The 26621-nt window shown below is 74.5% G+C and carries 28 protein-coding genes; 8 read left to right on the forward strand and 20 right to left on the reverse strand.

Going from position 1 to position 26621, the window contains the following annotated elements; all coding sequences use genetic code 11:
• Positions 1-5 precede the first annotated feature (5 nt).
• On the reverse strand, positions 6-626 hold the full coding sequence (locus MNZ29_RS02360) for a hypothetical protein (protein ID WP_242341001.1): 621 nt from the start codon (positions 624-626) through the stop codon (positions 6-8).
• A 185-nt stretch (positions 627-811) separates the two neighbouring features.
• On the opposite strand from MNZ29_RS02360, the gene MNZ29_RS02365 reads away from it, so the two are divergent.
• Entirely contained in the window at positions 812-2623 is a 1812-nt protein-coding gene (locus MNZ29_RS02365; protein WP_242341000.1) for a DUF294 nucleotidyltransferase-like domain-containing protein, read from the forward strand.
• Positions 2624-2978: 355 nt separating this feature from the next.
• Here MNZ29_RS02365 and MNZ29_RS02370 read toward each other — a convergent pair whose 3' ends face one another.
• On the reverse strand, positions 2979-3458 hold the full coding sequence (locus MNZ29_RS02370; protein WP_374110769.1) for an HNH endonuclease: 480 nt from the start codon (positions 3456-3458) through the stop codon (positions 2979-2981).
• Between the two features lie 678 nt (positions 3459-4136).
• The gene (locus tag MNZ29_RS02375; RefSeq protein WP_242341444.1) at positions 4137-4709 is read right to left on the reverse strand and encodes a type 1 glutamine amidotransferase domain-containing protein; all 573 of its coding nucleotides are present in this window, start codon (positions 4707-4709) and stop codon (positions 4137-4139) included.
• Between the two features lie 203 nt (positions 4710-4912).
• On the opposite strand from MNZ29_RS02375, the gene MNZ29_RS02380 reads away from it, so the two are divergent.
• The gene (locus MNZ29_RS02380) at positions 4913-5515 is read left to right on the forward strand and encodes a 3'-5' exonuclease (RefSeq protein ID WP_242341445.1); all 603 of its coding nucleotides are present in this window, start codon (positions 4913-4915) and stop codon (positions 5513-5515) included.
• Positions 5516-5525: 10 nt separating this feature from the next.
• Here MNZ29_RS02380 and MNZ29_RS24230 read toward each other — a convergent pair whose 3' ends face one another.
• From MNZ29_RS24230 to MNZ29_RS02395, 4 genes are all read right to left on the reverse strand, one after another.
• Positions 5526-5657 carry a hypothetical protein gene (locus MNZ29_RS24230; RefSeq protein WP_255840998.1) on the reverse strand — a complete coding sequence of 44 codons (132 nt, stop codon included), beginning with the start codon at positions 5655-5657 and terminating at the stop codon, positions 5526-5528.
• Positions 5658-5781: 124 nt separating this feature from the next.
• Positions 5782-6342, reverse strand: coding sequence for a DUF3501 family protein (locus MNZ29_RS02385; RefSeq protein ID WP_242352616.1), 561 nt, complete (start codon positions 6340-6342; stop codon positions 5782-5784).
• Complete coding sequence (locus MNZ29_RS02390; protein WP_242352618.1) at positions 6339-7706, reverse strand: heterodisulfide reductase-related iron-sulfur binding cluster; 1368 nt, start codon at positions 7704-7706, stop codon at positions 6339-6341. Before MNZ29_RS02390 ends, MNZ29_RS02385 begins: the two co-directional genes overlap by 4 nt.
• Positions 7707-7800: 94 nt before the next feature.
• A complete protein-coding gene (locus MNZ29_RS02395; RefSeq protein WP_242341448.1) occupies positions 7801-8220 on the reverse strand; it encodes a rubrerythrin family protein in 420 nt (139 codons plus the stop codon).
• Positions 8221-8380: 160 nt separating this feature from the next.
• Between MNZ29_RS02395 and MNZ29_RS02400 the strand changes: the two genes are divergently transcribed.
• Positions 8381-8641 (forward strand): hypothetical protein, encoded by a 261-nt coding sequence (locus MNZ29_RS02400; RefSeq protein WP_242352620.1) that lies wholly within the window; start codon positions 8381-8383, stop codon positions 8639-8641.
• 4 nt (positions 8642-8645) lie between these two features.
• Here MNZ29_RS02400 and MNZ29_RS02405 read toward each other — a convergent pair whose 3' ends face one another.
• Together MNZ29_RS02405 and MNZ29_RS02410 are read right to left on the reverse strand one after the other, a co-directional pair.
• The gene (locus MNZ29_RS02405; RefSeq protein WP_242352622.1) at positions 8646-9293 is read right to left on the reverse strand and encodes a diacylglycerol kinase; all 648 of its coding nucleotides are present in this window, start codon (positions 9291-9293) and stop codon (positions 8646-8648) included.
• 35 nt (positions 9294-9328) lie between these two features.
• Positions 9329-10315, reverse strand: coding sequence for a dihydroorotate dehydrogenase-like protein (locus MNZ29_RS02410; RefSeq protein ID WP_242340585.1), 987 nt, complete (start codon positions 10313-10315; stop codon positions 9329-9331).
• A gap of 114 nt (positions 10316-10429) precedes the next feature.
• Here MNZ29_RS02410 and MNZ29_RS02415 point away from each other — a divergent pair, with 114 nt between their 5' ends.
• Entirely contained in the window at positions 10430-10918 is a 489-nt protein-coding gene (locus MNZ29_RS02415) for an SRPBCC family protein (RefSeq protein ID WP_242352624.1), read from the forward strand.
• Here the strand turns inward: MNZ29_RS02415 and MNZ29_RS02420 are convergent.
• From MNZ29_RS02420 to MNZ29_RS02450, 7 genes are all read right to left on the reverse strand, one after another.
• The gene (locus MNZ29_RS02420; protein WP_242340587.1) at positions 10893-11348 is read right to left on the reverse strand and encodes a universal stress protein; all 456 of its coding nucleotides are present in this window, start codon (positions 11346-11348) and stop codon (positions 10893-10895) included. The genes MNZ29_RS02415 and MNZ29_RS02420 overlap by 26 nt on opposite strands.
• Before the next feature lie 146 nt (positions 11349-11494).
• Positions 11495-13513: an ATP-binding protein gene (locus tag MNZ29_RS02425; protein WP_242352626.1), complete on the reverse strand. Its 2019-nt coding sequence runs from the start codon at positions 13511-13513 to the stop codon at positions 11495-11497.
• On the reverse strand, positions 13510-15660 hold the full coding sequence (locus MNZ29_RS24800) for an ATP-binding protein (protein ID WP_242352628.1): 2151 nt from the start codon (positions 15658-15660) through the stop codon (positions 13510-13512). Before MNZ29_RS24800 ends, MNZ29_RS02425 begins: the two co-directional genes overlap by 4 nt.
• Entirely contained in the window at positions 15657-16655 is a 999-nt protein-coding gene (locus MNZ29_RS02435) for a SpoIIE family protein phosphatase (protein WP_242352630.1), read from the reverse strand. Before MNZ29_RS02435 ends, MNZ29_RS24800 begins: the two co-directional genes overlap by 4 nt.
• The gene (locus MNZ29_RS02440; protein ID WP_242352632.1) at positions 16652-17056 is read right to left on the reverse strand and encodes an anti-sigma regulatory factor; all 405 of its coding nucleotides are present in this window, start codon (positions 17054-17056) and stop codon (positions 16652-16654) included. The genes MNZ29_RS02435 and MNZ29_RS02440 overlap by 4 nt, the downstream gene beginning before the upstream one ends.
• Positions 17057-17066: 10 nt before the next feature.
• Positions 17067-17438, reverse strand: a complete 372-nt coding sequence (locus MNZ29_RS02445; RefSeq protein WP_242340592.1) for an STAS domain-containing protein — start codon at positions 17436-17438, stop codon at positions 17067-17069.
• Positions 17439-17450: 12 nt separating this feature from the next.
• Entirely contained in the window at positions 17451-18302 is an 852-nt protein-coding gene (locus MNZ29_RS02450; protein WP_242340593.1) for an STAS domain-containing protein, read from the reverse strand.
• Positions 18303-18483: 181 nt separating this feature from the next.
• Here MNZ29_RS02450 and MNZ29_RS02455 point away from each other — a divergent pair, with 181 nt between their 5' ends.
• Complete coding sequence (locus MNZ29_RS02455; RefSeq protein ID WP_242352634.1) at positions 18484-19563, forward strand: 4Fe-4S binding protein; 1080 nt, start codon at positions 18484-18486, stop codon at positions 19561-19563.
• On the opposite strand, the gene MNZ29_RS02460 is transcribed toward MNZ29_RS02455, so the two are convergent.
• Together MNZ29_RS02460 and MNZ29_RS02465 are read right to left on the reverse strand one after the other, a co-directional pair.
• Positions 19547-20248, reverse strand: a complete 702-nt coding sequence (locus MNZ29_RS02460; RefSeq protein ID WP_242352636.1) for a radical SAM protein — start codon at positions 20246-20248, stop codon at positions 19547-19549. The genes MNZ29_RS02455 and MNZ29_RS02460 overlap by 17 nt on opposite strands.
• Before the next feature lie 112 nt (positions 20249-20360).
• Positions 20361-20885, reverse strand: a complete 525-nt coding sequence (locus tag MNZ29_RS02465; protein ID WP_242352638.1) for a hypothetical protein — start codon at positions 20883-20885, stop codon at positions 20361-20363.
• 335 nt (positions 20886-21220) lie between these two features.
• Between MNZ29_RS02465 and MNZ29_RS02470 the strand changes: the two genes are divergently transcribed.
• The gene (locus MNZ29_RS02470; RefSeq protein ID WP_242352640.1) at positions 21221-21691 is read left to right on the forward strand and encodes an aminoacyl-tRNA deacylase; all 471 of its coding nucleotides are present in this window, start codon (positions 21221-21223) and stop codon (positions 21689-21691) included.
• Between the two features lie 28 nt (positions 21692-21719).
• On the opposite strand, the gene MNZ29_RS02475 is transcribed toward MNZ29_RS02470, so the two are convergent.
• Positions 21720-23168: an MFS transporter gene (locus MNZ29_RS02475; RefSeq protein ID WP_242340598.1), complete on the reverse strand. Its 1449-nt coding sequence runs from the start codon at positions 23166-23168 to the stop codon at positions 21720-21722.
• Between the two features lie 149 nt (positions 23169-23317).
• Positions 23318-25030, reverse strand: a complete 1713-nt coding sequence (locus MNZ29_RS02480) for an ATP-binding protein (RefSeq protein ID WP_242340599.1) — start codon at positions 25028-25030, stop codon at positions 23318-23320.
• A 199-nt stretch (positions 25031-25229) separates the two neighbouring features.
• On the opposite strand from MNZ29_RS02480, the gene MNZ29_RS02485 reads away from it, so the two are divergent.
• A complete protein-coding gene (locus MNZ29_RS02485; RefSeq protein WP_242340600.1) occupies positions 25230-25712 on the forward strand; it encodes a MarR family winged helix-turn-helix transcriptional regulator in 483 nt (160 codons plus the stop codon).
• 41 nt (positions 25713-25753) lie between these two features.
• Complete coding sequence (gene surE, locus MNZ29_RS02490; protein WP_242340601.1) at positions 25754-26518, forward strand: 5'/3'-nucleotidase SurE; 765 nt, start codon at positions 25754-25756, stop codon at positions 26516-26518.
• The last annotated feature ends 103 nt before the right edge of the window (positions 26519-26621 follow it).

Genomic DNA, 26621 nt, shown 5'->3' on the forward strand with positions numbered 1-26621 from the left:
CATCATCAGAGCTCGATCCCGACCCCTCCGACGACGCCGAAGGTCGTGCCGCCGGCCTCGTAGGTCGAGCGCGTCGTGGTTGCGCCGCCCGAGGACGGCACCGCGACGTCCTTCTTCACGAGATCCCAGCGCGCGAACGGCGCGCCGGAGAGGACGAGGCGCGTCGGGCCGAGCGGCAGGCGCAGGGACAGCGTGGGGCGGACGCCGACGTAGGGCAGCCAGACCGACTGCGCGTCGGTGCCGATGTTCGTGATGCGGTGCCCGCCGAGCTCGCCGAGGAAGTCCACGCGGACGAGGTCGGTGACGTCCCACTTGAAGCCGACGAGCGGCGTGAGGACGAAGCTGTCCGTCGCCTCGCGGAACGAGCCCTCGTACAGCGCGCCCACGTCGAGCCAGCCGAGGCGGAGGAGCGCGGAGGCGCCGTAGGTGTCGAGGTTGCCGTCGAGCGTGTCCCGATCGAGCGTCTCCACGCCGTGCTTCAGCCCGAGCACGTCGTAGCGGGAGGCGCCGCCCCAGACGCCGAGCGTGAGGGACCAGCCCGAGTTGGGGGCGGTGTCGGCGGCCGCGAGGCGAGGCCCCGCGAGGGCGAGGGCAGCGGCGATGATGAAGAGGCGGGGGGTGCGCATGAGCCACTCCTGTCGTCGAAGAACCACGATGTCGTCCGTCCCGGTCAGCTCCGCTCGCAGGGCGGCGGCGCCTCCGGGGCGTGATCCCGCCCATTCGACGGGATGGGCAGGCGTGGAGCAAGAACCGCACCGCCGCGCCCGGTTCGGCGGCGGGCCCGCGGCGCCGCTCTGCTATCCTCGCCCACATGGTCGCTCTCGATCCGGTCACGTTCGTCCGCTCGACCCCGCCGTTCGACGGGCTCCCGCAGGACGCGTTCGACCACGCTGCGCGCGCCATCGAGATCGTGTTCCACCCGGCCGGCACGCGGCTCCTCACCCGCGGCGGGGAGCCCTCGCAGCACCTGTACGTGATCCGCAAGGGGGCGGTCCGGCTCGAGCGCGAGGGCCAGACCGTGCAGCTCCTCGAGGAGGGCGAGATCTTCGGCTTCACCTCGCTCATCTCGGGCGAGGCGACGCTCGACGTGACCGTCGAGGAGGATCTGCTCGCCTACCGCCTGCCCCAGTCGGAGTTCGAGAAGCTGCTCGCGCACGCGGCCTTCGCGGGCCACTTCGCCTCGGGGCTCGCCGAGCGCCTCCGCAACAGCCTCGAGCGCTCGCAGGTGGCGAGCTTCCAGCCCGACCTCGGCGTCCCCGTCGCGACCCTGCTACGCGGCCGCGGGCCCGTGCGCGTCCCGGCGACCGCCACGGTGGGCGAGGCGGCGCGGGTCATGGCCGAGCGCTGCGTGGGGTCGGCGCTCGTGGACTCGGATCCGCCGGGCATCGTGACGGATCGTGACTTCGGGCGTCGCGTGCTCGCGATGGGACGCGGCCCCGAGACGCCCGTGGTCGAGGTCGCGAGCGCGCCGCTCCGCACCGTGCCGGCGGAGACGCCGGTGTACGAGGCGTGGCGCATCCTCCTCGACTCGGGGGTGCACCACCTCCCGGTCACGCGGGGCGGAGAGATCACAGGCGTGCTCTCGTCCACCGACCTCCTGCGCTTCACCGCGGCGGGACCCGTGGCGGTGATGCGCAGCGTCGAGCGGCTCGCGAGCCGGGAGGCGCTGCCGGGGTACGGGGCGCGCGTCGCGGAGATGGCGTCGGCGCTGTTCGCGGGCGGGCTCGAGCCGATCGTGATCGGCGGGTTCGTGGCGCGCCTCAACGACACGCTCCTCGCCCGCATCCTCCGCATGGCCGAGGCCGACCTCGGCGCGCCCCCGACGCCCTACACCTGGCTCGCCTTCGGCTCCGAGGGGCGCATGGAGCAGACGCTCCTCACCGATCAGGACAACGCGCTCGTCTACGGTGAGGACACGCCGGCCGCCCGCGCCTACTTCGCGCGCTTCGCCGAGCGCGCCATCGCGGACCTGCAGGCGGCCGGGTTCCCGCGCTGCCCGGGCGGCTACATGGCGACGCGCTGGCAGGGCCCGCTCGAGGAGTGGCGCGAGCGGTTCCGCGGCTGGCTCGAGAAGCCCACCCCCACCGCGCTCCTCGAGGCGTCGATCTTCTTCGACTTCCGGCCCGTGTACGGCGGCCTCGACGTGTCGATGCTCCACGCGCTCGCCGGCCGGGCGGCCGGCGCGCGCACCTTCCTCTCCGCCATGGCGAAGAGCGCCCTCACCTTCCGACCGCCGGGCGGGCTCGTGCTCCGGATCCGCGGCGACGCCTCGAAGGTGGACCTCAAGCTGAAGGGCATCAGCTCGATCGTCTTCCTGGCCCGCGTCTACGGCCTCGAGGCCGGGGCGCGCACGTCCAACACGCTCGGCCGCCTGCGCGCCGCCTGCGAGGCGGGGCTCATCGCGAAGGACACGCTCGAGAACCTCTCGGAGGCGTACGGGTTCCTCCTGAGGCTGCGCCTGCGCGAGCAGCTCCGGATGATCGCCGAGGGCCGCCCGCCCGTGAACGTCGTCTCGATCGCCGATCTGTCCTCGCTGGAGCGCAGCCGGCTCCGCGACACGTTCCGCGCGATCGAGGACTGGCAGGAGCGGGCGGCCTACCACTACCGCACCGACATGTTCTGACCCGGCGCACGATCCCGGGCCTGCGACGGGGGTGCTCGCTCCTCGCGGCTCCGGCGTACCGAGGCAGTCTCAGGATTCGTCACATCTTCGGCTGCTGACCCGAGGGAGCGGCTTCGGTCGGCCGAGCGGCGCACCGCGCGCTCCGGCTCGGCATCGACGGGTCAGCACGCGCGCGCCGGGAACGCTCCGGGCGGAGCACTGCGGGCGACAGAGCGGTGAGCGTCACCGGCGGGGGCGCAGGGGTTCGGAAGCCCGGAAGTACGCGAGCGGCGAGTCGTCGCTCTGGCCGCGCGGCCATGCGACCCAACCCCGGTTCGCCGGAGGTTCTCCCAACTCCGGGCGGGCTGCCGCAGGGTCACGGCGCCCACATTCCCAGCTGCCTGACGGGACGCAGCGGCGCCACGTCAGCGCGCGAGAGCGACGATGGCCCGTCGCCCGCGTCGCGGCGGAAGCGATCCATGTGCTCGCGCCCGAAGGTGCTCTCTGCGTGAAGCAGGTTGTGAGCTCGGCAGGCGAGCCGAAGATTCTCGATCGTGGACGGCCCCCCGAGGGCGGCGGGCTGGATGTGGTCGAGCTCGAGCTTCCAGCGGCTGTTGCAGCGACAGCCGTCCGGGCCGACCCAGGCGCAGCGCCCGCCATCGCGCGTCCACACCGCGCGGCGCACTATCGCCGGGATCGTGGTCCTCTCCGCCGGCGGCTTCGCCGGGGTCTTCTTCGTCGCGGCGGCCTTCGTCGTCCCGGCCTGCTTCACTTCCTTCGTCTTCCGCTTCGACGCGACAGCGCCTTTGCGCTTGCCGTGCTTTTCGATCGCGCAGCGGATCGCCTCGTGGAGCACCGCCGCGAGGTCGCCGTCCGGGACCTTGTGCGACAGAAGCGACCGGAGCGTCTCGAGGTCCTCCTTGCAGGCGCGGTCGAGGGTGACACGGAGCGACCAGTGGCTCTCCGAGACGGCGAGCGTCTCGGCCCGTCGCTTCGGCTGCGCGACGGGGGGCGGGGGCGCCGGCAGCGCGCCGGCCGCGGGTCCCGGTTCGAGGGTCGGCTTCGCGGTGCCGCGCTCGGTCGTCGTCTCAGCCTGCCCAGTTCGAAGCTCCGGAGACGCTCCAGGCTCGCGCCTGCGCGGCGTTCTCCACGTCGCCCTCGTCGAGGCACTCCGGCGGTCGGCGCGCCTGCCACGCGCAAGAAGCGTGCGCGAGAGCAGCCTTTCCGCGCCGCCTGTATGCCGGAGCGCGATCGGGGCGAGAAGGCGTCAACGGGACATGTTTCACCCACCGCAACTGGGACGTCTTGCCTCGTCGCGAGAAGAGCCGCGACACCGGCCGGCACTACCGCTGGCGATAGTTGTCACCCACGGTGAATACAATCGACCACGAGCTGCGGAGGCGCCTTCTGAGACGGAAGCAGTACGCCTCGCCGCTCGTCGCTGCGCTTCCCCGTCTCGGCTCCGGTCTCGTGCGCCTTGCGTCCAGGCCGGGCGCGACGACGGCCGGAGCCGAGGCGCGCCCGCAGCCCGAGGTCAGTGCATCGTGGGCGTCTCGCCGTGCTCTCCGCCGGCCGCCGGGCGGCGCGCCTCGGCGGTGCGGTCGAGCTGCCGCAGGATGGCGGCGGAGAACGCGGCGAGGTCGCCGGGGTTGCGGGAGGTGATGAGGTTCCCGTCCTCCACCACCTCGCGGTCCACCCAGCGCGCGCCCGCGTTGATGAGGTCGGTCTTGAGCGACGGCCAGGAGGTGACGGTCCGGCCGTCGATGGCGTCGGCCTCGACGAGCATCCACGGGCCGTGGCACACGGCGGCGACCGGCTTCCCCGCCACGAACATGTCGCGCGTGAGCCGCACCATGTCGAGGCTCGTGCGGAGGTGATCCGGCGAGTAGCCGCCGGGGACGACGAGCGCGGCGAACTCCTCGGCGCGGACGTCCTTCGCCGCCCGCTCGACCGTCACCTTCTCCTTCTTCTGCTTGCCCTCGAGCTTCTTTCCCTGCTCGAGCCCGACGATGACCACCTCGTGCCCGGCCTCGCGGAGCCGGTCGTACGGCACGCGGAGCTCCGAGTCCTCGAACATGTCGTCCACGATGAAGGCGATGCGAGCCATGTGTTCCCCCGGGGTTCAACCGGAGACGTTTCGCACGCCGGGGGCCCTCGCCAACCGCCGCGGACACGACGCTCACGCGAAGGCCGCGCGGAGAGGGGCGCCGGAGGTGCCGGAGCCCGCGAGAGGCCTGACGAGGGGGCGGGCCGCCGTCGCCCGTGTCGGGCGACACGACGGCGGGCGCGGCGCATGCTAGGAACGGGCTCGTGCTCTGGCCCTCGCCGCCCTGGGACGGCATCACCTACTGGGCGCTCGACCTCGAGACCGGCGGGCTCGACGTGAAGTCCGATCCCATCCTCGCCGTCGGGATGGTCCCGATCCGGGCAGGCGCGATCCGGCTCGGGGAGGCCTACGCGACGCTCGTCCGCCCCGCGGCGACGGAGGGAATCCGGCCGGACTCGATGCGGGCGCACCACCTCGTCCCGCACGACGTACGCGAGGCCCCCCCGCTCGAGGAGGTGCTGAGGGAGGTCGATCGCCGGCTCGGCGAGGGGGCGCTCCTCGTGCACAACGCGGCGGTGGACGTCCGCTTCCTCCGCCGCGCCTATCGCGGCGCGGGGATGCGCTGGCCGGGGCCGCCCGTGGTGGACACCGTCGCGCTCCTGCTCAAGGCCGCGCGCCGGGCGCGCTTCGTGGATCCGGACGCGCCCGAGATCGAGCCGGAGCTGAACCTCGCCGCCGCGCGGCGCCGCGTCCACCTGCCGGAGTACGGCACGCACGACGCGCTCATGGACGCCGTCTCCGCGGCCGAGCTGTTCCTCGTCCTGCGCCGCCGCCTCGCGGCGAAGACGCTGCGCGACCTCCGCTGAGGCGAGCAGGTCAGTGCGCGAGCAGCGCCGCGAAGAGGAGCGTCACCGCCGCGAGCGTCACCGCCCACTCCTCCCACTCGGACGCGGCGGGGCGCGGCACGGCCAGGGCGAGGGCGCGGGGAGAGGTCGGGTGGCGTCGCATCGGTGTCTACCTCCGGGCGAGCGAGCGCGCGCCCGCCTCCCTGAGAGGTAGCCGGGGCCCCGCGCGGGCGCAACCGCCCCCTCGGGCCGGGTCACCGCCGCGAGGCGCACGATGGTGTCGCGCATCACGAGTCCGAGGACAGATCCGCGCGCAGGGCCTCGCGCTGCTCCACCTCGAGCGGCGCCTCGACGGTGAAGCCGGGCAGATCCGCGCCCGCCGCGACGGGCACCTCTCCCCCGACGTCGAACTTGAGGTACTGCACGGAGGACAGCCGGTCGTCGCCGATCTGGCGCGGATCGAAGCGGGGGCGGATCTTCCGGCCGTCGGCGAGCTTCAGGTACAGGTGGCGGGGCAGGTCCAGCCACTCGCGCAGCCTGCGGTCGCGCTCGGCGGGCTCGGGGAGCTCGATGAGCAGGGACACCCCGAGCTCGCCCTTCCCGCCGAGCAGCTCGTTGTAGGTCTCGAGCTCGTGCCGGATGTCCTCCTCGCGCGTCATCCGCTCGGCCCGGATCATCTCCTGCACCTGGTAGCGGACGGTGGCGGCGTTCTCGAAGAGGAAGGTGAGCACGCCGCCGACGTGCACGCGCCGGCGCCGCTTCGCCTCGATGATCCCGGGGCGGAGCTCCGCCCGCGAGCGCTCGTAGGTGGAGACGTCGAGGAGCTCCTCGCGCCGCACCGGCCTCATCGCGTGCCTCCCTCGCCGCCCTCGCCGAAGCCGTCGTCGCGATAGGCGCGCGCGAGCAGCGACAGCGGGTGGAGCGGCTTCTTCCCCGCGTGCTGCTCGAACTGCAGCGCCGCGAGGGGGCAGTCCGTGGCCCAGGTCGTGGCCTCCGCGGCCTTCATGCCGTCGAACGCCTTCCTGCCGATCCGCTGCGACGGCTCGAACCCCTCGACCGTCAGCGCGAAGGTCCCGTCGTGCCCGCAGCACTCCATCACCGTGGCGGTCACCGTGACGCCGGGGATCTTGCGAAGCAGGTCACGGCCCTTGAAGCCCACCCCCTGCGCGCGCAGGTGGCACGGCGCGTGGTAGGCGACCTTTCCGCCGGGGGGCGCGGAGCGGAACGCCGTCGAGAACCGCTCCTCGTTGCGGATCGACCAGAGGTACTCGGAGACGTCCATGACCGCGGGCGCGAGCCGCTCCGCGCTCCCCCGGTCGGCGCCCTCGAGCAGGTGGGGCCACTCGCGGCGCATCATCATCGAGCAGGTCGGGTTCACCACGAGCACCTTCGCGCCCCGCTCGACGTACGGCATGAGCAGCTCGAGATCGCGGTGCGCCTGGCGCCGGAGCGCCTCGAGGTCGCCGTGCTCCCACGCGGGCATCCCGCAGCAGACGAGCCCCTTCACGACGCGCACGTCCACGCCGCAGCGCCGGAGCACGAAGAGCGCGTCCTTGCCGATGTCCGGCTCGTTGTGCTGCACGAAGCAGGTCTGGAACAGCACCGCCTCGCCGCCCGGCTCCGCCTTCACGTAGCCTTGGCCCTCGGCCCACCGGTCGAACGGCTGGGCCGCGAAGTCGGGGAGCTTCTTGTCGCGGTGGATCCCGACCGTCTTCTCCATGAGCACGCGCAGGGGCCGCGAGCGGTTCGCGGCGTTCGCCGCGCCGAGGGACAGCCGCGCCAGGCGCCCGGCGCCGTCCGGATCGTTGAGCACGCGCTGGCGAAGCGTGCGCGGCTTGCCCCGCTGGTGGACGCCGCGGTAGCGGTGGACGAGGGCGGGGAAGTCGAGCTGGAACTCGTGGCCGTCCCGCGGCGTGTACGGGCACTGCACCTCGCAGAGCTTGCACTGGAAGCACGCGTCCATCACGTGCGCGACGTCGCCCGCGCCGAGCGCGTGCACGTCGCCGTCGTACTTCTGGTCGAGGAGGGTGAACAGGCGCGGGAAGCTGTCGCAGTACTTGAAGCACATGCGGCAGCCGTGACAGATCTCGAAGGCGCGGCGGACCTCCCCCTCGAGCGCCGCCCGATCCCAGTACCTCGCCTCGGACGGATCGTAGGAGAGCCCCGGCGTGGGCTGGTACGAGATCCTCTTCGGCTGCTCGGGCGTGGTCATGGCGGCGGTTTTCTCCGGGGCGGCTCGACGCGGAACGACCCGGCGCACGCCCGCGAAGGGGGCGCGCCGGGTCGCGGTCGGAGCGTGCGCGCCCTCAGCTGATGCTCTTCAGCATCTTGTCGAAGCGGCCGGCGTGAGACTTCTCAGCCTTCGCGAGCGTCTCGAACCAGTCGGCCGCCTCGGTGAAGCCCTCGTCACGCGCGGTCTTCGCGAAGCCCGGGTACATGTCGGTGTACTCGTGCGTCTCGCCCGCGATGGCGGCCTTGAGGTTCGTCGCCGTGTCGCCCATCGGCAGGCCGGTGGCGGGATCGCCGACCGCCTTCAGGAAGTCGAGGTGACCGTGCGCGTGGCCGGTCTCGCCCTCCGCGGTCTCGCGGAAGTTCATGGCGACCTCCGGGTAGCCCTCCACGTCGGCGATCTTCGCGAAGTACAGGTAGCGGCGGTTCGCCTGGGACTCCCCCGCGAACGCGTCCTTGAGGTTCTGCTCGGTCTTGCTGCCCTTGAGGTTCGCCATGGTGTCTCCTCGCCTCCGAGGCGATGGGGGACGCTCGAGATCCGGCCCGCGGGGTGCGGGCGTCGGGCGAGCGGAATCGGTGCGGGGAACCTATCGGAGCGACGTGGGATTGCATCGCCCCCGGTGGGTGGCCAGCGTGAGGATCGAGCAGGAGGGTGCGATGTCCGAGCGCAGGGATCCGATGTTCGATCGCGAGCTCGCGCGTCGGCGCGAGAACGAGAAGAAGGACCTCGACGTGGAGAGCCGGCACGGGGAACGGCCGCTGGAGGGGCTGTCTCCGGAGGGCGCGGGGACGACCTGGACGTCGGACCAGGACGAGCGCGAGGCGGAGCGCGTCCACGGTCACGACGAGGAGCGCTCGCGGGAGGCCTCGCGCCGGCAGATCCCCGAGCACCCCGGCGATCCGCTGCCGGAGGGGTAGGCGTTCACCTTCGGTGGACGGGGGGGCCCTCCCCCGCGGCGCGCCGGGCGGCGGCCGCGGCGCCGAGCGCGAGGAGCAGCGCCGCCACGGCGAGGGCCACCCCGCTCTGCACGGCGGGGGCGACGAGGCCCAGGCCGAGCCCGCCCGCGAGGGCGAGCGCGAGCCGCGCAACCCCGCCGCGCTCGACGGGCGCGGGGAGCCGCCACGCGGCGAGCGCGGCGACCGCGGCCCCTGCCACCGACGGGGCGAGCGCCCGGGCTCCTTCGGCGAGCGCCGCGATCCGGGGCGCGAGGACGGCGGCCGCGACCGCGACGCTCGCGACGGCGAGCGCGAGCACGGCGCCGGCGGCGGCGTCCTTCGCGAAGCGGGCGCGCGGATCCGGACCGGGCAGCACCACGTCGACGATCGTCTCGAGCGCCGAGTTCACCGCCTCGGCGGCGACGACCGCGCCCGCGCAGGCGAGGACGAGCGCGCGCTCCGCCGCGGTGAGCTCGAGCACCGCCGCGCCGCACGTCGCGAGGACGCCGAGCCCGAGGTGGATGCGGAGGTTCCGCTCGCGGAGGGCTGCGTCGGCGAGGCCCGCGCCCGCGCAGGCGAAGGCCCGGACGAGGGCGGCCGGCGCGGGGGGCGGCCTGGGCGAGGGGGTGGCCATCGCCCGACATGCTGCCACGGGGCGACGGCCGTGGATCAGATGTTCTGCGACAGGATGAGGTGCACGTACTGGGCTCGCTCGAACGCCCCGGGATCGCTCACCTCGCGCTGGGACAGCGCCCCCCGGAGCTCGTCCAGCGTCGAGATGCCGCGGCGGTCCAGCCAGTCCTCGAGCTCCGCGAGCACCTTTCCGAGGTGCGGCATCCCGTTCTTCATGAGCGCTGAGGCGAGCTGCACCACGTGCGCGCCGGCCAGGATCTGCTTCAGCACGCCGGCGGCGTCGTACACCCCCGTGGTCGCGGCGAGGTGGGCGCGCACCCGCCCGTGCAGCAGGGCGATCCAGCGCAGCGGCAGGAGCGACTCCGCCGGTGAAGAAGGGGTCATGGTCGGCGCCGCCGCCATGCGCTCGAGCGAGATGTCGGGCTGCAGGAACCGGTTGAAGAGGACGAGGCCGTCCACCTCGAGCGCGTCGAGCCGGGAGGCGAAGTTCGCGAGCGAGGTGAAGTACGGCGAGAGCTTCACCGCGATCGGGATGCGCACCGCGTGGCGAACGGCGGCGACGATCTCGAGGTAGCGCGCCTCGATCTCCGCCGCCGACACGGCCGGATCCGCCTCCACCGCGTACAGGTTCACCTCGAGCGCGTCCGCGCCCGCCTGCTCGATGTCGCGCGCGTACTCCGTCCAGCTCCCGGGCGCCGCGCAGTTGAGGCTCGCGATGACCGGGATCTCGAGCGCCCGCTTCGCGCGCTCGACGAGCGACAGGTAGTCGTGCGGCCCGACCCGCTGCGGCGGGAAGTAGGTGCGCGCCTCGGGGTTCGACTCGGCGCCGCGGAGGAGCTCCTCCTCGAGCGCGCTCGTCGACGACTCGAGCTGCTCCTCGAACAGCGACCGGAGCACCACCGCCCCCGCGCCGTGCCCCTCCGCGGCCTCGAGGTTCTCGAGGCGGTTCGAGAGCGCGCAGCTCGCGAGCACGAGCGGGCTGGGCAGCGCGAGCCCCATGTACTCGGTGACGAGCTCGGCCATGTGATCTCCGCGAGGCCCTCCTCTCCGGGTTTATCGAGCGGACCCGAGCGGCGCCAGCAAACCCCGCGCGCGGGCGCTATCGGGAGCGGCGAAGGCCCACCCCGGAGAGACCCCATGGCCCGCCGCTGGGTCCTCGAGCGCGCGCAGCTCGTGCCGCGCCGGCGCGAGGACGTCTTCGCCTTCTTCTCCGACGCGCACAACCTCGAGGCCATCACGCCCGGGTTCCTGCGCTTCCGTGTCGTCACGCCCGGCCCCATCGAGCTCGCGCCCGGCGCGCTCATCGCGTACCGGCTGTCGCTCTTCGGCGTGCCGTTCTCGTGGCGCACGCGCATCGACGAGCTCGTGCCCGGCGAGCGATTCGTGGACGTCCAGCTCGCGGGCCCCTACCGGCGCTGGCGCCACCTCCACACGTTCGAGGACGCGCCGGGGGGGACGCTAGTGCGAGATCGCGTCGACTACGAGCTGCCCTTCGGTCCCCTCGGCACGCTCGCGCACGCGCTCCTCGTGCGCCCCTCGCTCGCACGGATCTTCGCGCACCGCGCGGCGCGCATCGCCGAGCTCCTCGCGCCCGTCCCGCCTACGCCGCGGGCGGCCGGACCGTGAGCACCGGGCAGTGCGCCCTGCGGACGACGCGCTCCGCGATGGAGCCCATGAGGGCGTGCTCGATGCCGGTGCGCCCGTGCGTGCCGAGGACGAGCAGGTCCATCCCCCGCGCCCGCGCGAACGCGACGATCTCCGCCGCCGGCTCGCCGGCCTCCTTCGCGGTCTCGACGTGGGGCGCGCCGAGCGCCTCGGCGCTCACGCGCCACTCGTCGAGGTGGCGCTGGGCGCCCTCTGCGAGATCCTGGAGCATCTTCGGGCTCGCCACCACCGAGCCGTCGGGGAAGGTGTAGCCGGGGACCGGATAGGCGTGCAGGAGCCAGAGCTCCGCGCCCATCCGCCGCGCGAGGTCGGCGGCGACCTCCATCGCGGCGCGCGAGGCGTCGGAGAAGTCGATCGGGCAGCAGATCCGCTTCCACTCGGCGGTCGGCATCGGCGTGCTCCTCCCGCGCCAGTGTAAGCCCCGCGGCCGCCCCTCGCGCGGGTCCGCCCCGCGAGACCCGCCGCTCCCCCGCCGCGGCGCCGGATTGCGCTCGCCTGCGCGCCAGCCGCGCACCTCGCCTGGGTGGTCGATGGGTTCTACCCCGCCACGGGCAGCGTGAACGAGAACCGCGCCCCCTCGCCGGGCTCGCTCTCCACCCACACCTTCCCGCCGTGGCGCTCGACGAGCGTCTTCACGATCGACAGGCCGAGCCCCACGCCGTGCGCGCCGGACTCGCGCCCGCGCCAGTAGCGCTCGAAGATGAGCGCCTGCTCCTCCAGCGCGATGCCCGGTCCCTCGTCCGTGACGGTGAACAGCGCCTCGTCTCCCCGGCGCCGGGCGGCGAGCTCGATGGTGCCCTTGCGCGGGCTCACCTTGGCGGCGTTCGAGAGGAGGTTCGAGAGGACGCGGTGCACCCGCTCGCGATCGCAGCGGACCACGACCCCCTCGGCGACCGTGCGGACCCGGAGCTCGCGCTCGCGCACGGCGGGCGCGACGCCGTCGAGCGCGTCGTCGAGCAGGTCGCGCGCCGCGTGCTCGCCCAGGTCGAGCTCGAGCCGCCCCGTCTCCGCACGCGCGAGGTCGAGCAGGTCGTGGACCAGGCGGTTCATCCGGTCGCCGGCGCGGCGGATGCTCGCCGCGCGCCGCGAGACGACCTCGCGCAGGTCGGGGCGATCGGCGGAGCGCTCGAGCTGCGCCGCCGCGAGGACGATCGACGAGAGCGGGTTGCGCAGGTCGTGCGAGACCTCGGCGAGCGTCTGCTCGCGGGCGCGCAGCGAGCGCGCGAGCTCGTCGTGGAGGCGCGCGTTCTCGAGGGCGATCGCGGCGCGATCCGCGATCTCCTCGCCGAGCGCGAGCTCGACGGGCGCGAGCTCGGCCCCGCGCGCCGAGCGCACGAGCGTGAGCGCGCCGAGGACCCGGCCGCCGTGGGCGATGGGGAACACGGCCGCCGCGCCGACGCGGAGCGTGAGCAGCGCCTGCCGGTGGGCGGCGTCCTGCGCCGGCTCGAGCGCGTCGGGATCGTCCACGGGCTGGAGGTGCTGCGGCGCGCCCGCGGCGAGCGCGCGCGCGATCGCGCCGGCTCCTCCCGGCGCGCGGCCCTCGACGACCGCCGCGTCGGGCAGGCGCGCCGGCTCGGCGCTCGCCACCGCGAGCCGCTTCGTCCCGTCCTGGGTGACCCGGTCGACGATGCACCAGTCCCCGATCTCGCCCGCGCAGAGCACCGCGAGCCGGCGCATCGCCGTGGCGATCTCCCCCGGCGCGACCATGAGCGCGCTCGTGACGGAGAGCAGGAACGACATCCGGCGCTGCGCCGCCTCGGCGCGCGCGAGCGCGTCCTCGCGCTCGCGCTCGGCCCGCTTGCGCTCGGTGAGGTCGAGCACGAACGCCACGTGGCCGCCGCCGCCGGGGACCGCGGCGGCGCCCACCAGCACCGGCACGCGGCTGCCGTCCTTGCGCCAGAACTCCTTCTCGTACGGCCGCACGACGCCGCCGGACCGGAGCTGCTCCTCGGCGGCCGCGTCCAGCGCGCGCCACTCCGAGGGCGTCAGCTCGCCCTGCTCGGCGCGCAGCCCGGGGGCGAGCGAGACGCCGTTCACCTGGGCGAGGTCGTCCGCCCGCGCGAGCCCCAGGATGCGGAGGAGCTCGTCGTTCCCCTCGAGGAAGCCACCCCGGCGGTCGAACTCGGCGACCCCGAACATGCTCGAGTCGACGAACCGCCGGAGGCGCGCCTCCGCGAGGCGGACGCGCAGGAGCGCGTTCAGCGCCGCCACGAGGACGTGCGGCTCGACGGGGTGGGTGAGGTACAGGTCCGCGCCGCCCTCGAGCCCTCGCACGACGTCGTCCGCGTCGGCCCGACGCGCGGAGAGGAAGACGATCGGCAGCGCGGCGGTGGCGGGGTCCGCCTTGAGGTCGCGGCAGACGTCGAAGCCGATCGCGTCGGGGAGCTGCACGTCGAGGAGCACGAGCTCGGGGCGCGCGGAGCGCGCGAGCGCCCGGGCCTGGGCGCCCGTGGCGGCGACGCTCACGCGGAAGCCGGCGTTCGCGAGGATGCGGTTCACCGCGTAGCGGGTCGCCTCGTCGTCCTCGACGAACAGGATGTGCGCCCGGGAGTTCACGGCGGATCGACCCCTCGTCCGAGGCGCGCGAGCGCTTCCCGGATCTCGTGCAGCGCGGACAGCCGCGGTCGGCCCTTGGCGAGGATCGCCGCGGCGCCCGCCGCGCGCGCGCGCTGCTCGGGGCCGAGCTCCTCCCCGGTGTAGACGAGCACCGGCACGTCGCGCGTCCGCGGGTCGGCCCGGAGCCGCGCGAGCACCTCCCCCCCGTCCATCCCCGGCATCTTCCAGTCGAGGAACACCGCCGCGGGCCGGCGCTCCGCGACGCGCCGCAGCGCCTCCTCGCCGGAGGCGACGTCCACGACCGCGTAGCGCGTCTCCGAGAGGAGCGAGCGGAGCAGGTACCGCGAGGCCTCGTCGTCGTCGACGATCAGGAGCTCCTCGCGCGGCAGGAGCCCCGCCGCCTCCTCGAGGCGTGACAGGAGCCAGCCGCGCTCGAGCGGCTTCTCGGCGAAGTCGTCCGCCCCGAGCCCCTTCGCCTTGCCGCGGTTCTCGACCATGGTCACGACGTAGACGGGGATGCCGCGGGTGAGCGCGGAGCCCTTGAGCTCGGACAGGAGCGGCCACGCCGTCTCGGCGCCGAGCATGACGTCGAGCACGACCGCCACGGGCCGGAGCCGCTGCACCGCGCGCCGCGCCTCGAGCAGCGTCCCGACCGAGAGCACCTGGAACGGCGTCCCGCTCGTGAACTTCTCGTAGACGAAGATCGTCTCGGGGTTGTCCTCGACCACGAGCACGGGGTACCGGGTGGGATCGTGGAGCGCGGCGATGTCGGGGACCGCGCCGATCTCGGGGGGGCCCCCGTAGAAGAGCGGCACGTCCAAGGTGAAGGTGGAGCCGACGCCCGGCTCGCTCTGCAGGGTGATCCGGCCGCCGAGCAGCTCGGCGAGCCGCCTGGAGAGCGGGAGCCCGAGGCCGGTGCCGCGCACGCGCCGCTGCACCGGCGAGTCGAGCTGACCGTACTCCTGGAAGATGCGCTCCTGGTCCTCCGGCGCGATCCCGATGCCGGTGTCCGACACCGAGAAGATCGCCCGGCCGCCCTCGCGCCGGGCCGCGATGCGCACCTCGCCGCGCTCGGTGAACTTGAGCGCGTTGGAGATGAGGTTGCGGAGGATCTGCGAGATCTTGCCCTCGTCCGTGTAGAGCGCCGGCAGCCCCACCGGGTCCTCGAAGTGGAGCGCGAGCTGGGTGGTCGCGAGGAGCGGCCGCAGCATGCCACGCAGCGCCCCGAACAGCTCGCTCACCTCGAACGGCGCGGCGCGGACGGTGGTCTTCCCCGCCTCCACCTTGGCGAGATCGAGGAGGTCGTTCACGAGGTCGAGCATCCCCTCCGCCGAGCGGCGCGCGAACCCGATCTGCTTGCGCTGCTCGTCGTTGAGGGGTCCGTCGCTCTCGCCGAGCAGCAGCCCGCAGAACGAGATCACGGTGTTGAGCGGGGTCCGGAACTCGTGGCTCATGTTCGAGAGGAACCGGCTCTTCAGCTCCGAGGCCCGCCGCAGGTAGTCGGCCTTCTCGTCGAGCTCCGCGTACAGCGCGACCACCCCGCGGTTCGTGTCCTCGAGCTCGCGGTTCAGCTCGACGAGCTGGCGCTCGCGCTCCTTGAGCGCGTCGAGCGCGCCGAGCAGCTCCTGGTTCTGGGTGGTGAGCTCCTCGAGGGCGTCGTGCGGCCGCTCCCGCGAGAGCGCGTCGAGGAGGGCCGCGAGCTCGCGCGGCGTCGCCGGCCCCGCCCCCGACGGCAGGTCCTTCACGAGCGTCACCGTCGTGCCCGAAGGTCCGCTCTGGATGTCGAAGCGGTCGACGAGCCGCCGGCTCCCGGCGATGCCGAGCCCCATGCCCGTGGGGGAGTGGTAGCGGCCGGAGAGGACCGCGTCGAGGTCCTTCACCCCTCGTCCCTGGTCCCGGACGCGCACGACGAGCGCGCTCGCCTCCTCGCCGTCCTCGAGCGCGATCTCCACCTTCCCGCCGCTCGCGTACTTCCAGGCGTTCCGCGCGATCTCGGAGACGGCCGTGGCGAGGCGCGTCTGCTCCGAGGCCGCGACGCCCACGAGCCGCGCCACCTGCCGCGCGCGCTGCCGCGCGAGGACGACGTCCTCCTCCCGCCGGATCGCGACGGTGAGGATCGGGCCGGTGCCGCCCGGTTGGCTCCTCACACGCCCCTCCGCGCGACGAGGACGGTCGCGTCGTCGCGGCCGCGTGCGTGATCGCGGAACAGGACCCCCGCCACGAGCGCGGGGTGCCGCGCGAGCAGCCCCGGGTACGCCGCGGCGTCCCAGTGGGTGGCGATGCCGTCCGAGTGCATGACGAGGACCGCGCCCTCCGGCACTTCGTAGGCGTACTCGTGGATCGATCGCGCCGCGTGCCCGGCGGTCCCTGCGAGCGACACGAGCCGGCGCACCGCGCCGGTGCCGACGATGGCGCCGACCACGTTCCCGAGCCCCGAGTAGCGCAGTGCGCCGGTGCCGAGGTCGAGCGAGGCGACCGCCAGCGCGGCGCCCCGGGTCGCGCGGAGCGCGGCGTGGGCCCGGCCGACGATCTCGCGTGGCGGCTCGTCGGCCGCCTTGCGGATCGCCTCGAGCGCGACGTGCGCCGCGTCCGCCGCGTGGGGCCCGTGGCCGAGCCCGTCGACGACCGCGAGCACCGCCCGGCCGGCCTGCTCCACCACGAGCCACCCGTCGCCGCAGACGCGCTCGCCGGCCGTGGCGACCGAGATCGCGCCCGTCGCGACCTGGCTCGCGGGCGGGCGCTCCGCCCAGACCTCGGCGACGAGCGCGGTGCCCTTCCCCGGCGCGCTCCACACGTCGAACGCGTCGCCGACCCTCGCCATGGCGCCGAGCCCCTCGCCCGGCGTCCCAGCGGTCGAGTGGCCGTCGCGCATCGCGCGCGGGAGGTCCTCGATGCCGCGGCCCCGGTCGAGCGCGACGACCGCGACCCCACGCGGCGGGTGGCCGAGCGGCTGGACGCAGACCACGCCGCCGCCCCCGTGCGCGACGAGGTTCCTCGCCGCCTCGCTCGCCACGATGGCCGCCCGCTCGGCGACCACGTCGTCGAGCCCGAGGTCGCCCGCCAGCCGGCGCGCCGTGCGGCGCGCCTCCCCGATCTGCGAGGCCTCGTCGACGCGGACGAGGATCGTGTCACCATTGGTCAATGCCACTTCGTCACCGTGACGCGGGTCCCCGCGCCGGGGGCGGACTCCACCGCGAATTCGTTCACGAGCCGCTTCGCCCCGCCCAGCCCGAGGCCCAGCCCTCCGCCCGTGGTGTAACCGTCCTTCATCGCGAGCTCCACGTTCGAGATCCCGGGGCCCCGGTCGACGAAGACGAGCCTGAGCCCGGAGCGCGGCGGCTCCTCCAGCACCTGGAGCAGCATCTCGCCGCCCCGGCCGTGCTCGAGCGCGTTGCGCGCGAGCTCGCTCGCGGCGGTGACGAGCTTGGTCTGGTCGACGAGCGAGAAGCGCAGCTCCTGGGCGCGGCGCCGGACCCGCTGCCGGACCAGCACCACGTCTGCGTCGGAGCCGATCGCGACCGTCTCCTCCTTCACGACGGGCATGCGGTCGTCCTCACGCGCGGCTCCTCCGAGCCGCGCCCGCCCGCAGGAGCGCCATCCCCTTCTCCACGTTCAGGGCGGTCCGGATGCCGTGCAGCGTGAGGCCGAGCTCGACCAGGGTGATCGCCACCGACGGCTGCATGCCGACGACCACCGTCTCCGCGTTCATGAGCCGGGCCATGGAGGCGATCGAGCCGAGCATGCGGCCGATGAAGGAGTCGACGACGTCGAGCGACGAGATGTCGATGAGCACGCCGCGCGCGCCGGTGCGCGTGATCTGCGCCGTGAGGTCGTCCTGCAGCGTCAGGGCGAGCTGGTCGTGCATGTCCACCTGGATGGTGACGAGCAGGAACTCGCCCATCCGCAGGATCGGGATGCGGTCCATGTTCCGACCTCGTCAGCGACCGGGGAGCTGAGCCACGCCCAGCTTGTCGAGCGCCGCCTTGAAGGCGTCGGCGAGGTTCGCCTTCGTGACGACGGTGCCGAGATCGATCGCGAGGTGGACGATGGTCTGCGCGATCGCCGGGCGGATGCCGCTGATGATGCACTCGGCGCCCATCAGCCGCGCCGCCGCCACCGTCTTCATGAGGTGCTGCGCGACGAGGGTGTCGACCGTCGGCACGCCGGTGATGTCGATGATCGCCACCTCGGAGCCGGTCTCCACGATCTTCTCGAGGAGCGTCTCCATCACCACCTGCGTCCGGTTGGAGTCGAGCGTGCCGATCATCGGCAGCGCCAGGATGCCGTCCCACAGCTTCACGACCGGGGTCGAGAGCTCGAGCATCTCCTCCTGCTGGCGCACGATCACCGCCTCGCGCGCCTTCTGGTACACCTCGGTCGTGTAGAGGCCGAGCTCGTCCAGGAGCTCCGTCGCCGCCCAGGTCTCGTCGGCGAGCGCGACCGGATCCCGCATGAGCTCCTCCCGCAGCCGCATGAAGAGCGGCCGCTTGAACGAGAAGACGAACTTGGCGGTCTCGCTCGGCGAGAACCCCTGCGCACCGCGCGAGGCGGAGACGTTGGCGAGCAGCTCGCGGAGCGGCCCGTACTCGGGACGGGTCATGTCGACGCCGCCCTTCGTCGTCGCCTCGCGGAACAGGCGCAGGAACTCGGCGCACTGCTCGCGCAGCTCCCCCTCCTTGATCGCGCCGGTCCGGGACCTCGACTGCAGCTGCTCGCGGATCCAGTCCGCGAGCAGCGCCTCGCCGTGACGCTCGAGGATGCGCGGGAGGTGGATGAGGTTGACGGCCATCGTTACGCTCCGTGTAGTTGGAATTTTGGGAAAAGCGGAATGTTACGCATCGCGCCCCCCGTCGGAAGGGAGGCCACGGCTCCAGCCCCGGAAGGGATGATCGCGGGACGCCTGGCCTCTGCGTTGTCCCAGCCGGGCCCGAGGAGATAACGTTCGCGGCCCGCCGGAGCACCCACCGAGCATGTCGACGCCCAACTACGAGCTTCTCCCCGAGCCGCCGCCCGCTCCCTCGCCCGCCGTCCCTCGATTCGGCGTGACGCCCGCCCGGTGGACGAACCCGCACCGGCTCCTCCCGCGCGTCCGCTGGGCCGTGCAGATCGCGTATCTCGCCTTCCTGGCGCTCGTCGGGCTCGAGTTCGCCCGCTTCGTCTCGCAGGCGACGAGCGACGGACCGCTCACCGTCTCGCGCCCACCCGCGGTCGAGGCCTTCCTCCCCATCGCGGCGCTCTTGGGCCTGAAGCGCTTCCTCCTCACCCGCTACTGGGACGAGGTCCACCCGGCCGGCCTCACCATCCTCCTCGCGGCCCTCGCGACCGCGTTCCTCGCGCGGAAGGCGTTCTGCTCGTGGGTCTGCCCGGTCGGCACGATCTCGCGGGCGCTCGAGTGGATCGGCAGGCGAACCCTGTGGCGCCGCCGCTGGCCGGCGGTGCCGCGCTGGCTCGACCTGCCGCTCTCCTCGCTCAAGTACCTGCTCCTCGGCTTCTTCGTCTGGACCGTCGGGCAGATGCCGCTCGAGGCGATCGAAGGTTTCCTCCGGTCCCCGTTCAACACGGCCGCCGACGCGAAGATGCTCCTCTTCTTCCGGCACCCCGGGACGATGTCGCTCTTCGTGATCGGGGCGCTCGCGGCGCTCTCGCTCGTCGTGAAGCACTTCTGGTGCCGCTATCTCTGCCCGTACGGCGCGCTCCTCGGCGTCGCGAGCCTGCTCTCGCCGCTCTCCGTGCGCCGGGATCCGGACGCCTGCAACGACTGCCGCGCCTGCACGCGCGCCTGCCCCGCGGAGATCCCGGTGCACACGCGGCTCCGGGTGATCTCGACCGAGTGCACCGGCTGCATGTCGTGCGTGGCCGCCTGCACGACGCCCGACTGCCTCGGCGTGACGCGCAAGGGGGCGCGGGCGCTCTCCCCGTGGCTCGTCCCGGCGGTGGCGCTCTCGACGCTCCTCGGCTTCTGGGCGATCGCGCGCGCGACCGGCTTCTGGGAGACGAGCCTGCCCGCCGCGGCGTTCCGCTTCGCCTACCGGCTCATGGGCATCGAGTGACGGCGGCCGCGCGGGCCGGGCGGGCCAGGAACAACGCCCGCGCCTGCGCGGCGTAGCTCGCGCGCGGCCCCAGCAGGACAGCGGCGGGGTGGGGCGAGGCGAGCATCCCCTCGCGCTCGAGCACCCGGACGGTCGCGAGCGCCTCGCGCAGGTCCTCGGCGCCGTCCACCTCGAAGCGGACGAGCACCTCGAGCTCCGCGCGCGCCTCGCGGATGCTCCGCAGGATGCGCGCGAACCGCTGCTGATCCAGCGCGCTGCGCGACGCCGCGCGCGCGGCGACGGGGATGGTGACCTGCAGCGTCGTCACCCCCGCGCGCGACAGGCGGCGCGCGCCGAAGCCGTCGAGGAGCGTCGCGTTCGTGATCACCGTCGCGTCGTAGCCGCACCCGTCGCGCGCACACGCGTCGCGCACCCGCGCGGAGCTGGCGACCACGACGTCCGTGTCGAGGAGCGGCTCCCCCCCGAACAGGACGAGCGATACCGCCCCTGCGGCGGTCTCGGCGACGAGGTCGGCGAGCCGCTCCGCCACCGCGAGGGCGGCGGCGCGGTTGGGGCGGCCACGCTGGCGCCCCCGCGCGCATCCGCCGCAGGTCAGGTTGCACGGGAACCCGAGGTCGAGGAGCGCCTTGAGCCGCGGGCCCGCGAGCCCCTCCGTCGGGTCGAGATCGTACGTGAGGATCGCCACCGCGGCGGAACGTGGCCACGGCGCGCGCGCCCGGCCTCGGCCGTCGTCACTCTGAGCGAAGTCCGTCGGGGTACCCGGTGCGTCGCGGCGATCGCGTCATCAGGTGTCGCCATCAGGGCGGCAGCCGGCCCGTGAGCACCGCGAGCCGCACCTCGCGACCGACGCCGGGCAGCCACGTCGCCGCGCTCTCCACCGCCGACCAGAGCGCGTCGGCCCAGGGCGAGACCGGGCGCCCCGCCGCGGGCGCCGGGAGGCGCAGGACGCGGATCCCGGGGAGGTGACGTCGAACGAGCTCGAGCTCCCGCGCCCCGAGCGCGCCGGCGGTCGCGGCCCGCGGCGGGCTGCTGTCCCACGCCGCGGGGGCGAGCGGCTCCACGAAGGCGAACGGGGCGTCGGGCCTCACCCAGGCCCGCAGGCGGTAGAGGAGGGCCTCGATGTCCGCCGCGCGAGAGAGCAGCCCCTCCGCGGCCACCGCGTCGAACGACCAGGTCGGCAGCTCGATCGCGCGCCACGGCTCCGGGGCCGCGAGCGCGTCGGCACCGAGCGAGATGGGCGTCACGCGCGCGCCGTCCCGCTCGAGCGCCGCGGCGAGGGGGCCGGCCTCCTCGGCCGCGACGAGCACCTCCGCGTCGCGCACCTCGCCGAGGGCTTCCCGCGCGAGCTCGCGGGCGGTCGGGGACGGTCGGGACGCGCGCGGTCGGCGCCCCAGGGTCGGAGCAACGGTGTCGAGGGCCATTCGTGAGGTGCGATCCCCGCTCTGGCGGCGCCCGTCCGTCGGCGCCTCGGCGATCACGGGCGAACCATTCGCCCCCCGAGCGCGGGAAGCAAGGGCCCCTGCAGAGGACGCCCGCGGACGGGCTCGCCCTCCCGCGTCCCTACCCACCCGTGGTCAGCCGTCGCGCTCGCCGCGGCGGGGGGCGCGGTTAGGGAAAGGTCAACGCCACCCGCCCGCGCCAAGCGGAGGAGGTCGCCGTGATCCCGGAGCCCATCGACCGGTATCTGAAGCAGCACCACCTCGCCTACGAGCACTCGGTCCACGTCCGCGCCGTTCCGGCGCAGCGGCTCGCCGCCGCGGAGCACGTCTCCGGCGAGCGGATCGCGAAGCCGGTGGTGGTCGACCTCGACGGCAAGCTCGCGCTCGCCGTCGTGTCGGCCACGCAGCGCGTGGACCTCGAGGCGCTGCGGCGCGCCACCGGCGCGGCGCGCGCGGCGCTGGCGCCGGAGACCGCCTTCTCGGGGATGTTCACGGCGTGCGAGGTCGGCGCGGAGCCGCCGCTCGGGCTCTTCGGGATGCCCATCTACGTCGACGACGCGCTCGCGCACGAGGCGTGGATCGTCGTCCGCGGCGGCACGCACGAGGACGCGCTCCGCCTCGACACCGCCGCCTGGCTCCGCGAGGAGCACGTGGTGCCGGTCGAGCGGCTCGGCCTGCATCCGTTCTGAGCGGGCGAGCGCCGAGGGCGCGGCGCCGTCACCGCCGGAGGATCCTGACGTACGCGAGGGCTCCTCGCGCCGCGCCGGTCGCGGCGCGGTGCACCTCGGCGAGCGAGACGGCGCCGCGCGCGTCCGTGCGGAGGGCGAGGAGCGCGCTCGCGAGCCGGCCCAGGGCCGACACGACGAACACGAGCTCGAGGCCGGTCCCTCCGGCCCGGCCGAGCGTGGCGAGCGAGGGCGGCAGCGCGACCGCGGCGAGCCCCCCCAGCGTCACGGCGGCGGCGTAGGCCAGGCCGCCCGCCATCGCGAACGCGGCGAGGTGGAACGGGCGGTCGCGACGGGCGCCGATCTCGAGGGGGAGCGCGAGCGTCGCGAGCGCGTGGCCCCCCCAGGCCGCCCCGCCGATCGCGGCGTCGAGCGCGATCGGCCACAGCCGGTCCGGCGAGCTCGCCAGCCACAGGAGCGGCAGCCCCGCGGCGGCGAAGGAGCAGGCGGCGAGCACCGGCCGCGCTCCGGCGCGATCGAGGACCCGCCCCCACAGCGGCGCCGTCACGAAGCGGGTGACCGCCCCGATGGCGGCGTGGGCGGCGACGAGCATGAAGCCGGCCCGGAGGTCGTGCAGCAGGTAGAGCGTGAAGTACCCGCCCGCGAGGCCCACCGAGGCGTTCCAGGCGACCTGGTAGACGAGCACGGCGCGCGCGTCGCGATCCCGCAGCGGCCGGAGCGCGTCCCCGAGCGACGGCGGCGAGGGGGAAGGCGCGGGCGGCTCGTGCTGGCGCTTCATGAGCGCGGTCGTCACCGCGCCGAACGCAGACGAGGCGAGCGCCAGCCCCGCGAGCGCGAGCGGCGCGGCCCTGCCGGTCCCGACCGCGTCGAGCAGCCGCGCGACGCCGAGCCCCGCGACCGTGCCGCCGGCGGTGCAGAGCGCGGTGCGCCGCCCGAAGTAGCGGCCGCGGAGGCGCTCCGGGACGAGCTCGCCCATCCACGCGACCCACGCGTTGTTCCCGACCACGGCGAGGGCCGCGGAGAGCGCCGCGACCACGAGCAGGAGCGCCCGCGCCGCGGGCGCCGACAGCGGGAGGAAGGGGAGCGCGGCGAGCGGGAGGAGCGCCTGGCGCGAGAGCGTCACGGCGCTCACGGCCACCCGGCGTCGGCCGAAGGTCGCGGTGGTCCAGGCGGCAGGGAGCTGCACGACCTGCGCGAGCTGGGGGAGCGCGGCGATGAGCCCGACCTCGAGCGGCGTCGCGCCGAGGTGGAGCGCCCACGCCGTGAGCACGGTGGGACCGGCGGTCGCGGCGACGAGCTCGGCGAAGGCCCCCTCGACCGAGGAGGCGCGCAGCGAGCTGCGGACGCGGCTCTTGGACCCTGTGGCGCGCCCGCCTCCCATCGCGGGCGGAGCGCCGCGCAGGAGCCCGAGGGCGGGCGCGGAGGCAGCAAGGAACAGCCCGCGCAACAGCGCGGCAGGCAGGCGGACGATGGAGTGCATGGCGCGGCGGCGCTCCCCTCCCCGCGCGCGTCAGCGCACTCTGTCACGCACGGGGCGTCCCCGTAAAGGTGGCCGCGCGGGAGCTCGAACGCGCCTCGGCCGATCGTCCGATCGGGTGAGCCGTCGTCGGCTGCGACGCGATCTTCAGGTCAGTCGAGCGGCAGCTCGACGGTGAACGTCGAGCCCTGCCCCGGCGCGCTCGCGACGCGGATGCCGCCGCCGTGCGCGGCGATGATCTGCTGCACGATCCACAGGCCGAGCCCGAGGCCGGAGTAGTGCCGCCCGGAGACGGCGCGCTCGAAGCGCCCGAAGATCCGGGCCTGGTCGGCGGCGTCGATCCCGATGCCCTGATCGGCCACCGTCACGCGCGCCGTGCCGTTCGACGCGGAGACGCCCACGCGGACCGGCTTCCCGTGGCCGTACTTGAGCGCGTTCGAGACGAGGTTCGAGACGACCTGCTCGACGCGCGCCGCGTCGAAGGCGCAGCGGACCGGCCCGGGCGCGTCGCACGTGAGCGCGCACCCGGCGTCGGCGGCCTCCTCGGCGTAGCGGCCGGCCACCTCGCGGACGAGCGCGGCGAGATCCGCCTCCTCGCGCGCGAGCACGAGCCGGCCGGCCGTGATGCGCGACACGTCGAGGAGCGCCTCGGAGAGCCGCACCAATCGATCGGCCTGCCGCTCGATCATCCGGAGCCGTGCCTCGGGCGGCCTCGTCGCGGCTGCGCCGTGCGGGTCCCGCAGCAAGAGCTGCACTCCGAGCCGCAGCGTGCCGAGCGGCCCCCGCAGCTCATGGGAGGCGACCTGGAGGAACTCCTCGCGTGCCCGCGCCGCCGCCCTCGCGTCGCCGAGGAGCCGCGCGTGCGCGATCGCCAGCGCCGCGCGCCGCGCCACCTCGCCGATGAGGACCCGATCCGCCGCACCGTACCGCCGGCCGGGATCGGCGCTCGCCACCGCCAGGAGGCCCAGCGCCTCGCCGTCGGCCACGAGCGCCGCGACCACCGCGGACCGCGGCGCCGGCCCGGGCCCGGAGTGGTCCGGGAACTCGTCGATCGGCTCGGGCCGCGGCGGCTCGCCGGCGATGAGGAGCCGCTCGACCGCCAGCGCACGCGCCCGCGCCTCGACGGGCGCGCCCAGGCTCTCGGGGCCGAGCCGCGCCACGTCGACGAGGCCCTCCTCGCGCAGCGCCAGCACCCCCGCCCAGTCGCCGAGCGCGGGCACCGCCAGGCGCACGACCCCGGCGACCATCTCGGCCTCGTCGAGGGTGGCGGCGAGGTGCGCCGACACGTCGTCGAGGAACGCCAGGCGCCGCTGGGCCGCGACCGCCTCGGCGCGGGCGAGCCGCTCGGCGATGAAGAGCCGCGCGCGGTCCAGCGCCTGCGCGCACTGCGAGGCGATCGTGACTGCGAGCGCGCGCTCGACTTCCGGAAAGACGCGCGGGGCGTCGTAGCCCACGTAGAGCACGCCGAGCGGCAGCCCCTGCGACGGCAGGGGCAGCGCGACGAAGGCTTCCCCCCCGAGCCCCTCGTGCCCCGGGTACCTGGAAACGAGCGCGGCGCGATCCTCGAGGAACACGGGCGCCCGCGAATGGAACGCGTCCCGGACCGGCCCCGGTTCGGTGAGCCGCGCCGACGCCACGACCCCCGGCTCCGCGCCGTACGGGAGCACGTCCATGCCGCCGCCGGCGCCGGGCACGAGGAGGAGGCCCCGCGCCCCGCCGAGCGCGAGGACCCCGCGCCCGAGCGTGACCTCCGCGACCTCGTCCGGCGTCCGCGCGCGAGAGAGCGCGGCCGTGACGGACTGCAGCCGCTCCAGTCGGGCGGCCGACGCCTCTGCGTCCGCACGCGCGATTCGCTCCGCTTCCAAGGAGGGAGCGGTGCCGCCCGCGCGCGGAGACGCGGTGAATCCCTCTCGCCAGTCCAAATTGTCCCCCCGGACACGGACTGCGTGTTTGGCTCGCCATTAACCCAGAACGGGTGAGCGGATTCAAGGCCAGTGTGCGCGGGCATGACCCGCGTCCCCTCGCCCGTGGTAATCGCTTCGGGATCGAGGTGAAATGGTCGTCATGTCCAGGCGCGCCCAGAAGAACGCAGAGCTCCAGGTCAACGGGAAGAGGGCCCTCGGCCCCGTCCTGGAGTTCATGCGGACGCTCTGGGCCCTCGATCACGCGCTCCAGTCGGCCTCCAAGCGGATGGAGTCACGGCTGCGCATCACCGCGCCGCAGCGGCTCGTGGTCCGGATCCTCGGGCGCTATCCGGGCATCTCGGCGGGCGAGCTCTCGGAGATCCTGCACCTCCACCCGAGCACGCTCACCGGGATCCTGAAGCGCCTCGGCGACCGCGGTCTCCTGGAGCGCCGGCGAGATCCCGCCGACGCGCGCCGGGCACTCTTCTCCCTCACGGCGAAGGGGCGCACGGTGGACGACCTCCGGAGCGGCACGGTCGAGGCTGCGGTCCGGCGCGCGCTCACCCGCGTGCGCCCCGCGACCGTGCAGCACGCGCGCGAGGTGGCCGAGGTGCTCGCGGCCGAGCTCGCGCGGGCGGACTGAGCCCCCTGCCCGCCTGGCGGTCCGGTGGTACATTCACGCGCGTGCGAGTCCTGCTCTCCAACGACGATGGCGTGCATGCGCCCGGGCTGAAGGCGCTCGCCGCCGCCTTCGAGGGCGACGAGGTGTGGGTGGTGGCGCCCGACCGCGAGCAGTCGGCCTCGTCGCACGCGATCTCGCTCCACCACCCGCTGCGGCTCCTCGAGCTCGCGCCGCGCTGGTACGCGGTGGACGGGACGCCGACGGACGCCGTGTACATGGGCCTGAACCACGTGCTCCGCGCGGCAAGGCCCGACGTGGTCGTCTCGGGGATAAACCACGGCCCGAACCTCGGCAACGACGTCCTCTACTCCGGCACCGTGGCGGCGGCGATGGAAGGGGCGCTCCTCGGGGTGCACGCGATCGCCGCCTCGCTCGCGTCGCCCCCGACCCATGTCTTCGAGGAGGCCGCCCGCTTCGTGGCGGCGCTCGCGCGGCACGTGGTCGCGCGCCCGCCGCCGGCGCCGCTCCTGCTCAACGTCAACGTCCCGCCCGGCCCGGTGCGCGGGTTCCGCTTCGCCCGGCTCGGCCGGCGGACCTACGGCAACGAGGTCATCGAGAAGACCGATCCGCGCGGCCGCAAGTACTACTGGATCGGCGGCGAGGGCGGCCCCACGAACGAGGACATCCCGGGCTCCGACTGCAACTGCGTGCTGAAGGACGGTCTCGTGGCCGTCACGCCGCTCCACCTCGACTCCACGAACGACGCCGTGCTGCAGGAGCTGCGGAGCTGGACGCTGCCCGGGTACACGAAGGAGCCGGCGCTTTGACGAAGCCCCGCGCCGTCCGCGGCGCGGCGCCCTCCCGGCCCGCGCTCGGCGCCGCCGCCCTCGCGCTCGCCCTCGCCGCCTGCGCCCCGCCCCCGTCGCTCGC

The sequence above is a fragment of the Anaeromyxobacter sp. SG64 genome (assembly GCF_022690745.1).
Lineage (GTDB): Bacteria > Myxococcota > Myxococcia > Myxococcales > Anaeromyxobacteraceae > Anaeromyxobacter > Anaeromyxobacter soli.

What these genes read in the sequence shown, in the direction of transcription:
- MNZ29_RS02360 (WP_242341001.1), bottom strand. Translation starts at nt 626, where the DNA reads ATGCGCACCCCCCGCCTCTTCATCATCGCCGCTGCCCTCGCCCTCGCG.
- MNZ29_RS02365 (WP_242341000.1), top strand. Translation starts at nt 812, where the DNA reads ATGGTCGCTCTCGATCCGGTCACGTTCGTCCGCTCGACCCCGCCGTTC.
- MNZ29_RS02375 (WP_242341444.1), bottom strand. Translation starts at nt 4,709, where the DNA reads ATGGCTCGCATCGCCTTCATCGTGGACGACATGTTCGAGGACTCGGAG.
- MNZ29_RS24230 (WP_255840998.1), bottom strand. Translation starts at nt 5,657, where the DNA reads ATGCGACGCCACCCGACCTCTCCCCGCGCCCTCGCCCTGGCCGTGCCG.
- MNZ29_RS02385 (WP_242352616.1), bottom strand. Translation starts at nt 6,342, where the DNA reads ATGAGGCCGGTGCGGCGCGAGGAGCTCCTCGACGTCTCCACCTACGAG.
- MNZ29_RS02390 (WP_242352618.1), bottom strand. Translation starts at nt 7,706, where the DNA reads ATGACCACGCCCGAGCAGCCGAAGAGGATCTCGTACCAGCCCACGCCG.
- MNZ29_RS02395 (WP_242341448.1), bottom strand. Translation starts at nt 8,220, where the DNA reads ATGGCGAACCTCAAGGGCAGCAAGACCGAGCAGAACCTCAAGGACGCG.
- MNZ29_RS02400 (WP_242352620.1), top strand. Translation starts at nt 8,381, where the DNA reads ATGTCCGAGCGCAGGGATCCGATGTTCGATCGCGAGCTCGCGCGTCGG.
- MNZ29_RS02405 (WP_242352622.1), bottom strand. Translation starts at nt 9,293, where the DNA reads ATGGCCACCCCCTCGCCCAGGCCGCCCCCCGCGCCGGCCGCCCTCGTC.
- MNZ29_RS02410 (WP_242340585.1), bottom strand. Translation starts at nt 10,315, where the DNA reads ATGGCCGAGCTCGTCACCGAGTACATGGGGCTCGCGCTGCCCAGCCCG.
- MNZ29_RS02415 (WP_242352624.1), top strand. Translation starts at nt 10,430, where the DNA reads ATGGCCCGCCGCTGGGTCCTCGAGCGCGCGCAGCTCGTGCCGCGCCGG.
- MNZ29_RS02420 (WP_242340587.1), bottom strand. Translation starts at nt 11,348, where the DNA reads ATGCCGACCGCCGAGTGGAAGCGGATCTGCTGCCCGATCGACTTCTCC.
- MNZ29_RS02440 (WP_242352632.1), bottom strand. Translation starts at nt 17,056, where the DNA reads ATGCCCGTCGTGAAGGAGGAGACGGTCGCGATCGGCTCCGACGCAGAC.
- MNZ29_RS02445 (WP_242340592.1), bottom strand. Translation starts at nt 17,438, where the DNA reads ATGGACCGCATCCCGATCCTGCGGATGGGCGAGTTCCTGCTCGTCACC.
- MNZ29_RS02450 (WP_242340593.1), bottom strand. Translation starts at nt 18,302, where the DNA reads ATGGCCGTCAACCTCATCCACCTCCCGCGCATCCTCGAGCGTCACGGC.
- MNZ29_RS02455 (WP_242352634.1), top strand. Translation starts at nt 18,484, where the DNA reads ATGTCGACGCCCAACTACGAGCTTCTCCCCGAGCCGCCGCCCGCTCCC.
- MNZ29_RS02475 (WP_242340598.1), bottom strand. Translation starts at nt 23,168, where the DNA reads ATGCACTCCATCGTCCGCCTGCCTGCCGCGCTGTTGCGCGGGCTGTTC.
- MNZ29_RS02485 (WP_242340600.1), top strand. Translation starts at nt 25,230, where the DNA reads ATGTCCAGGCGCGCCCAGAAGAACGCAGAGCTCCAGGTCAACGGGAAG.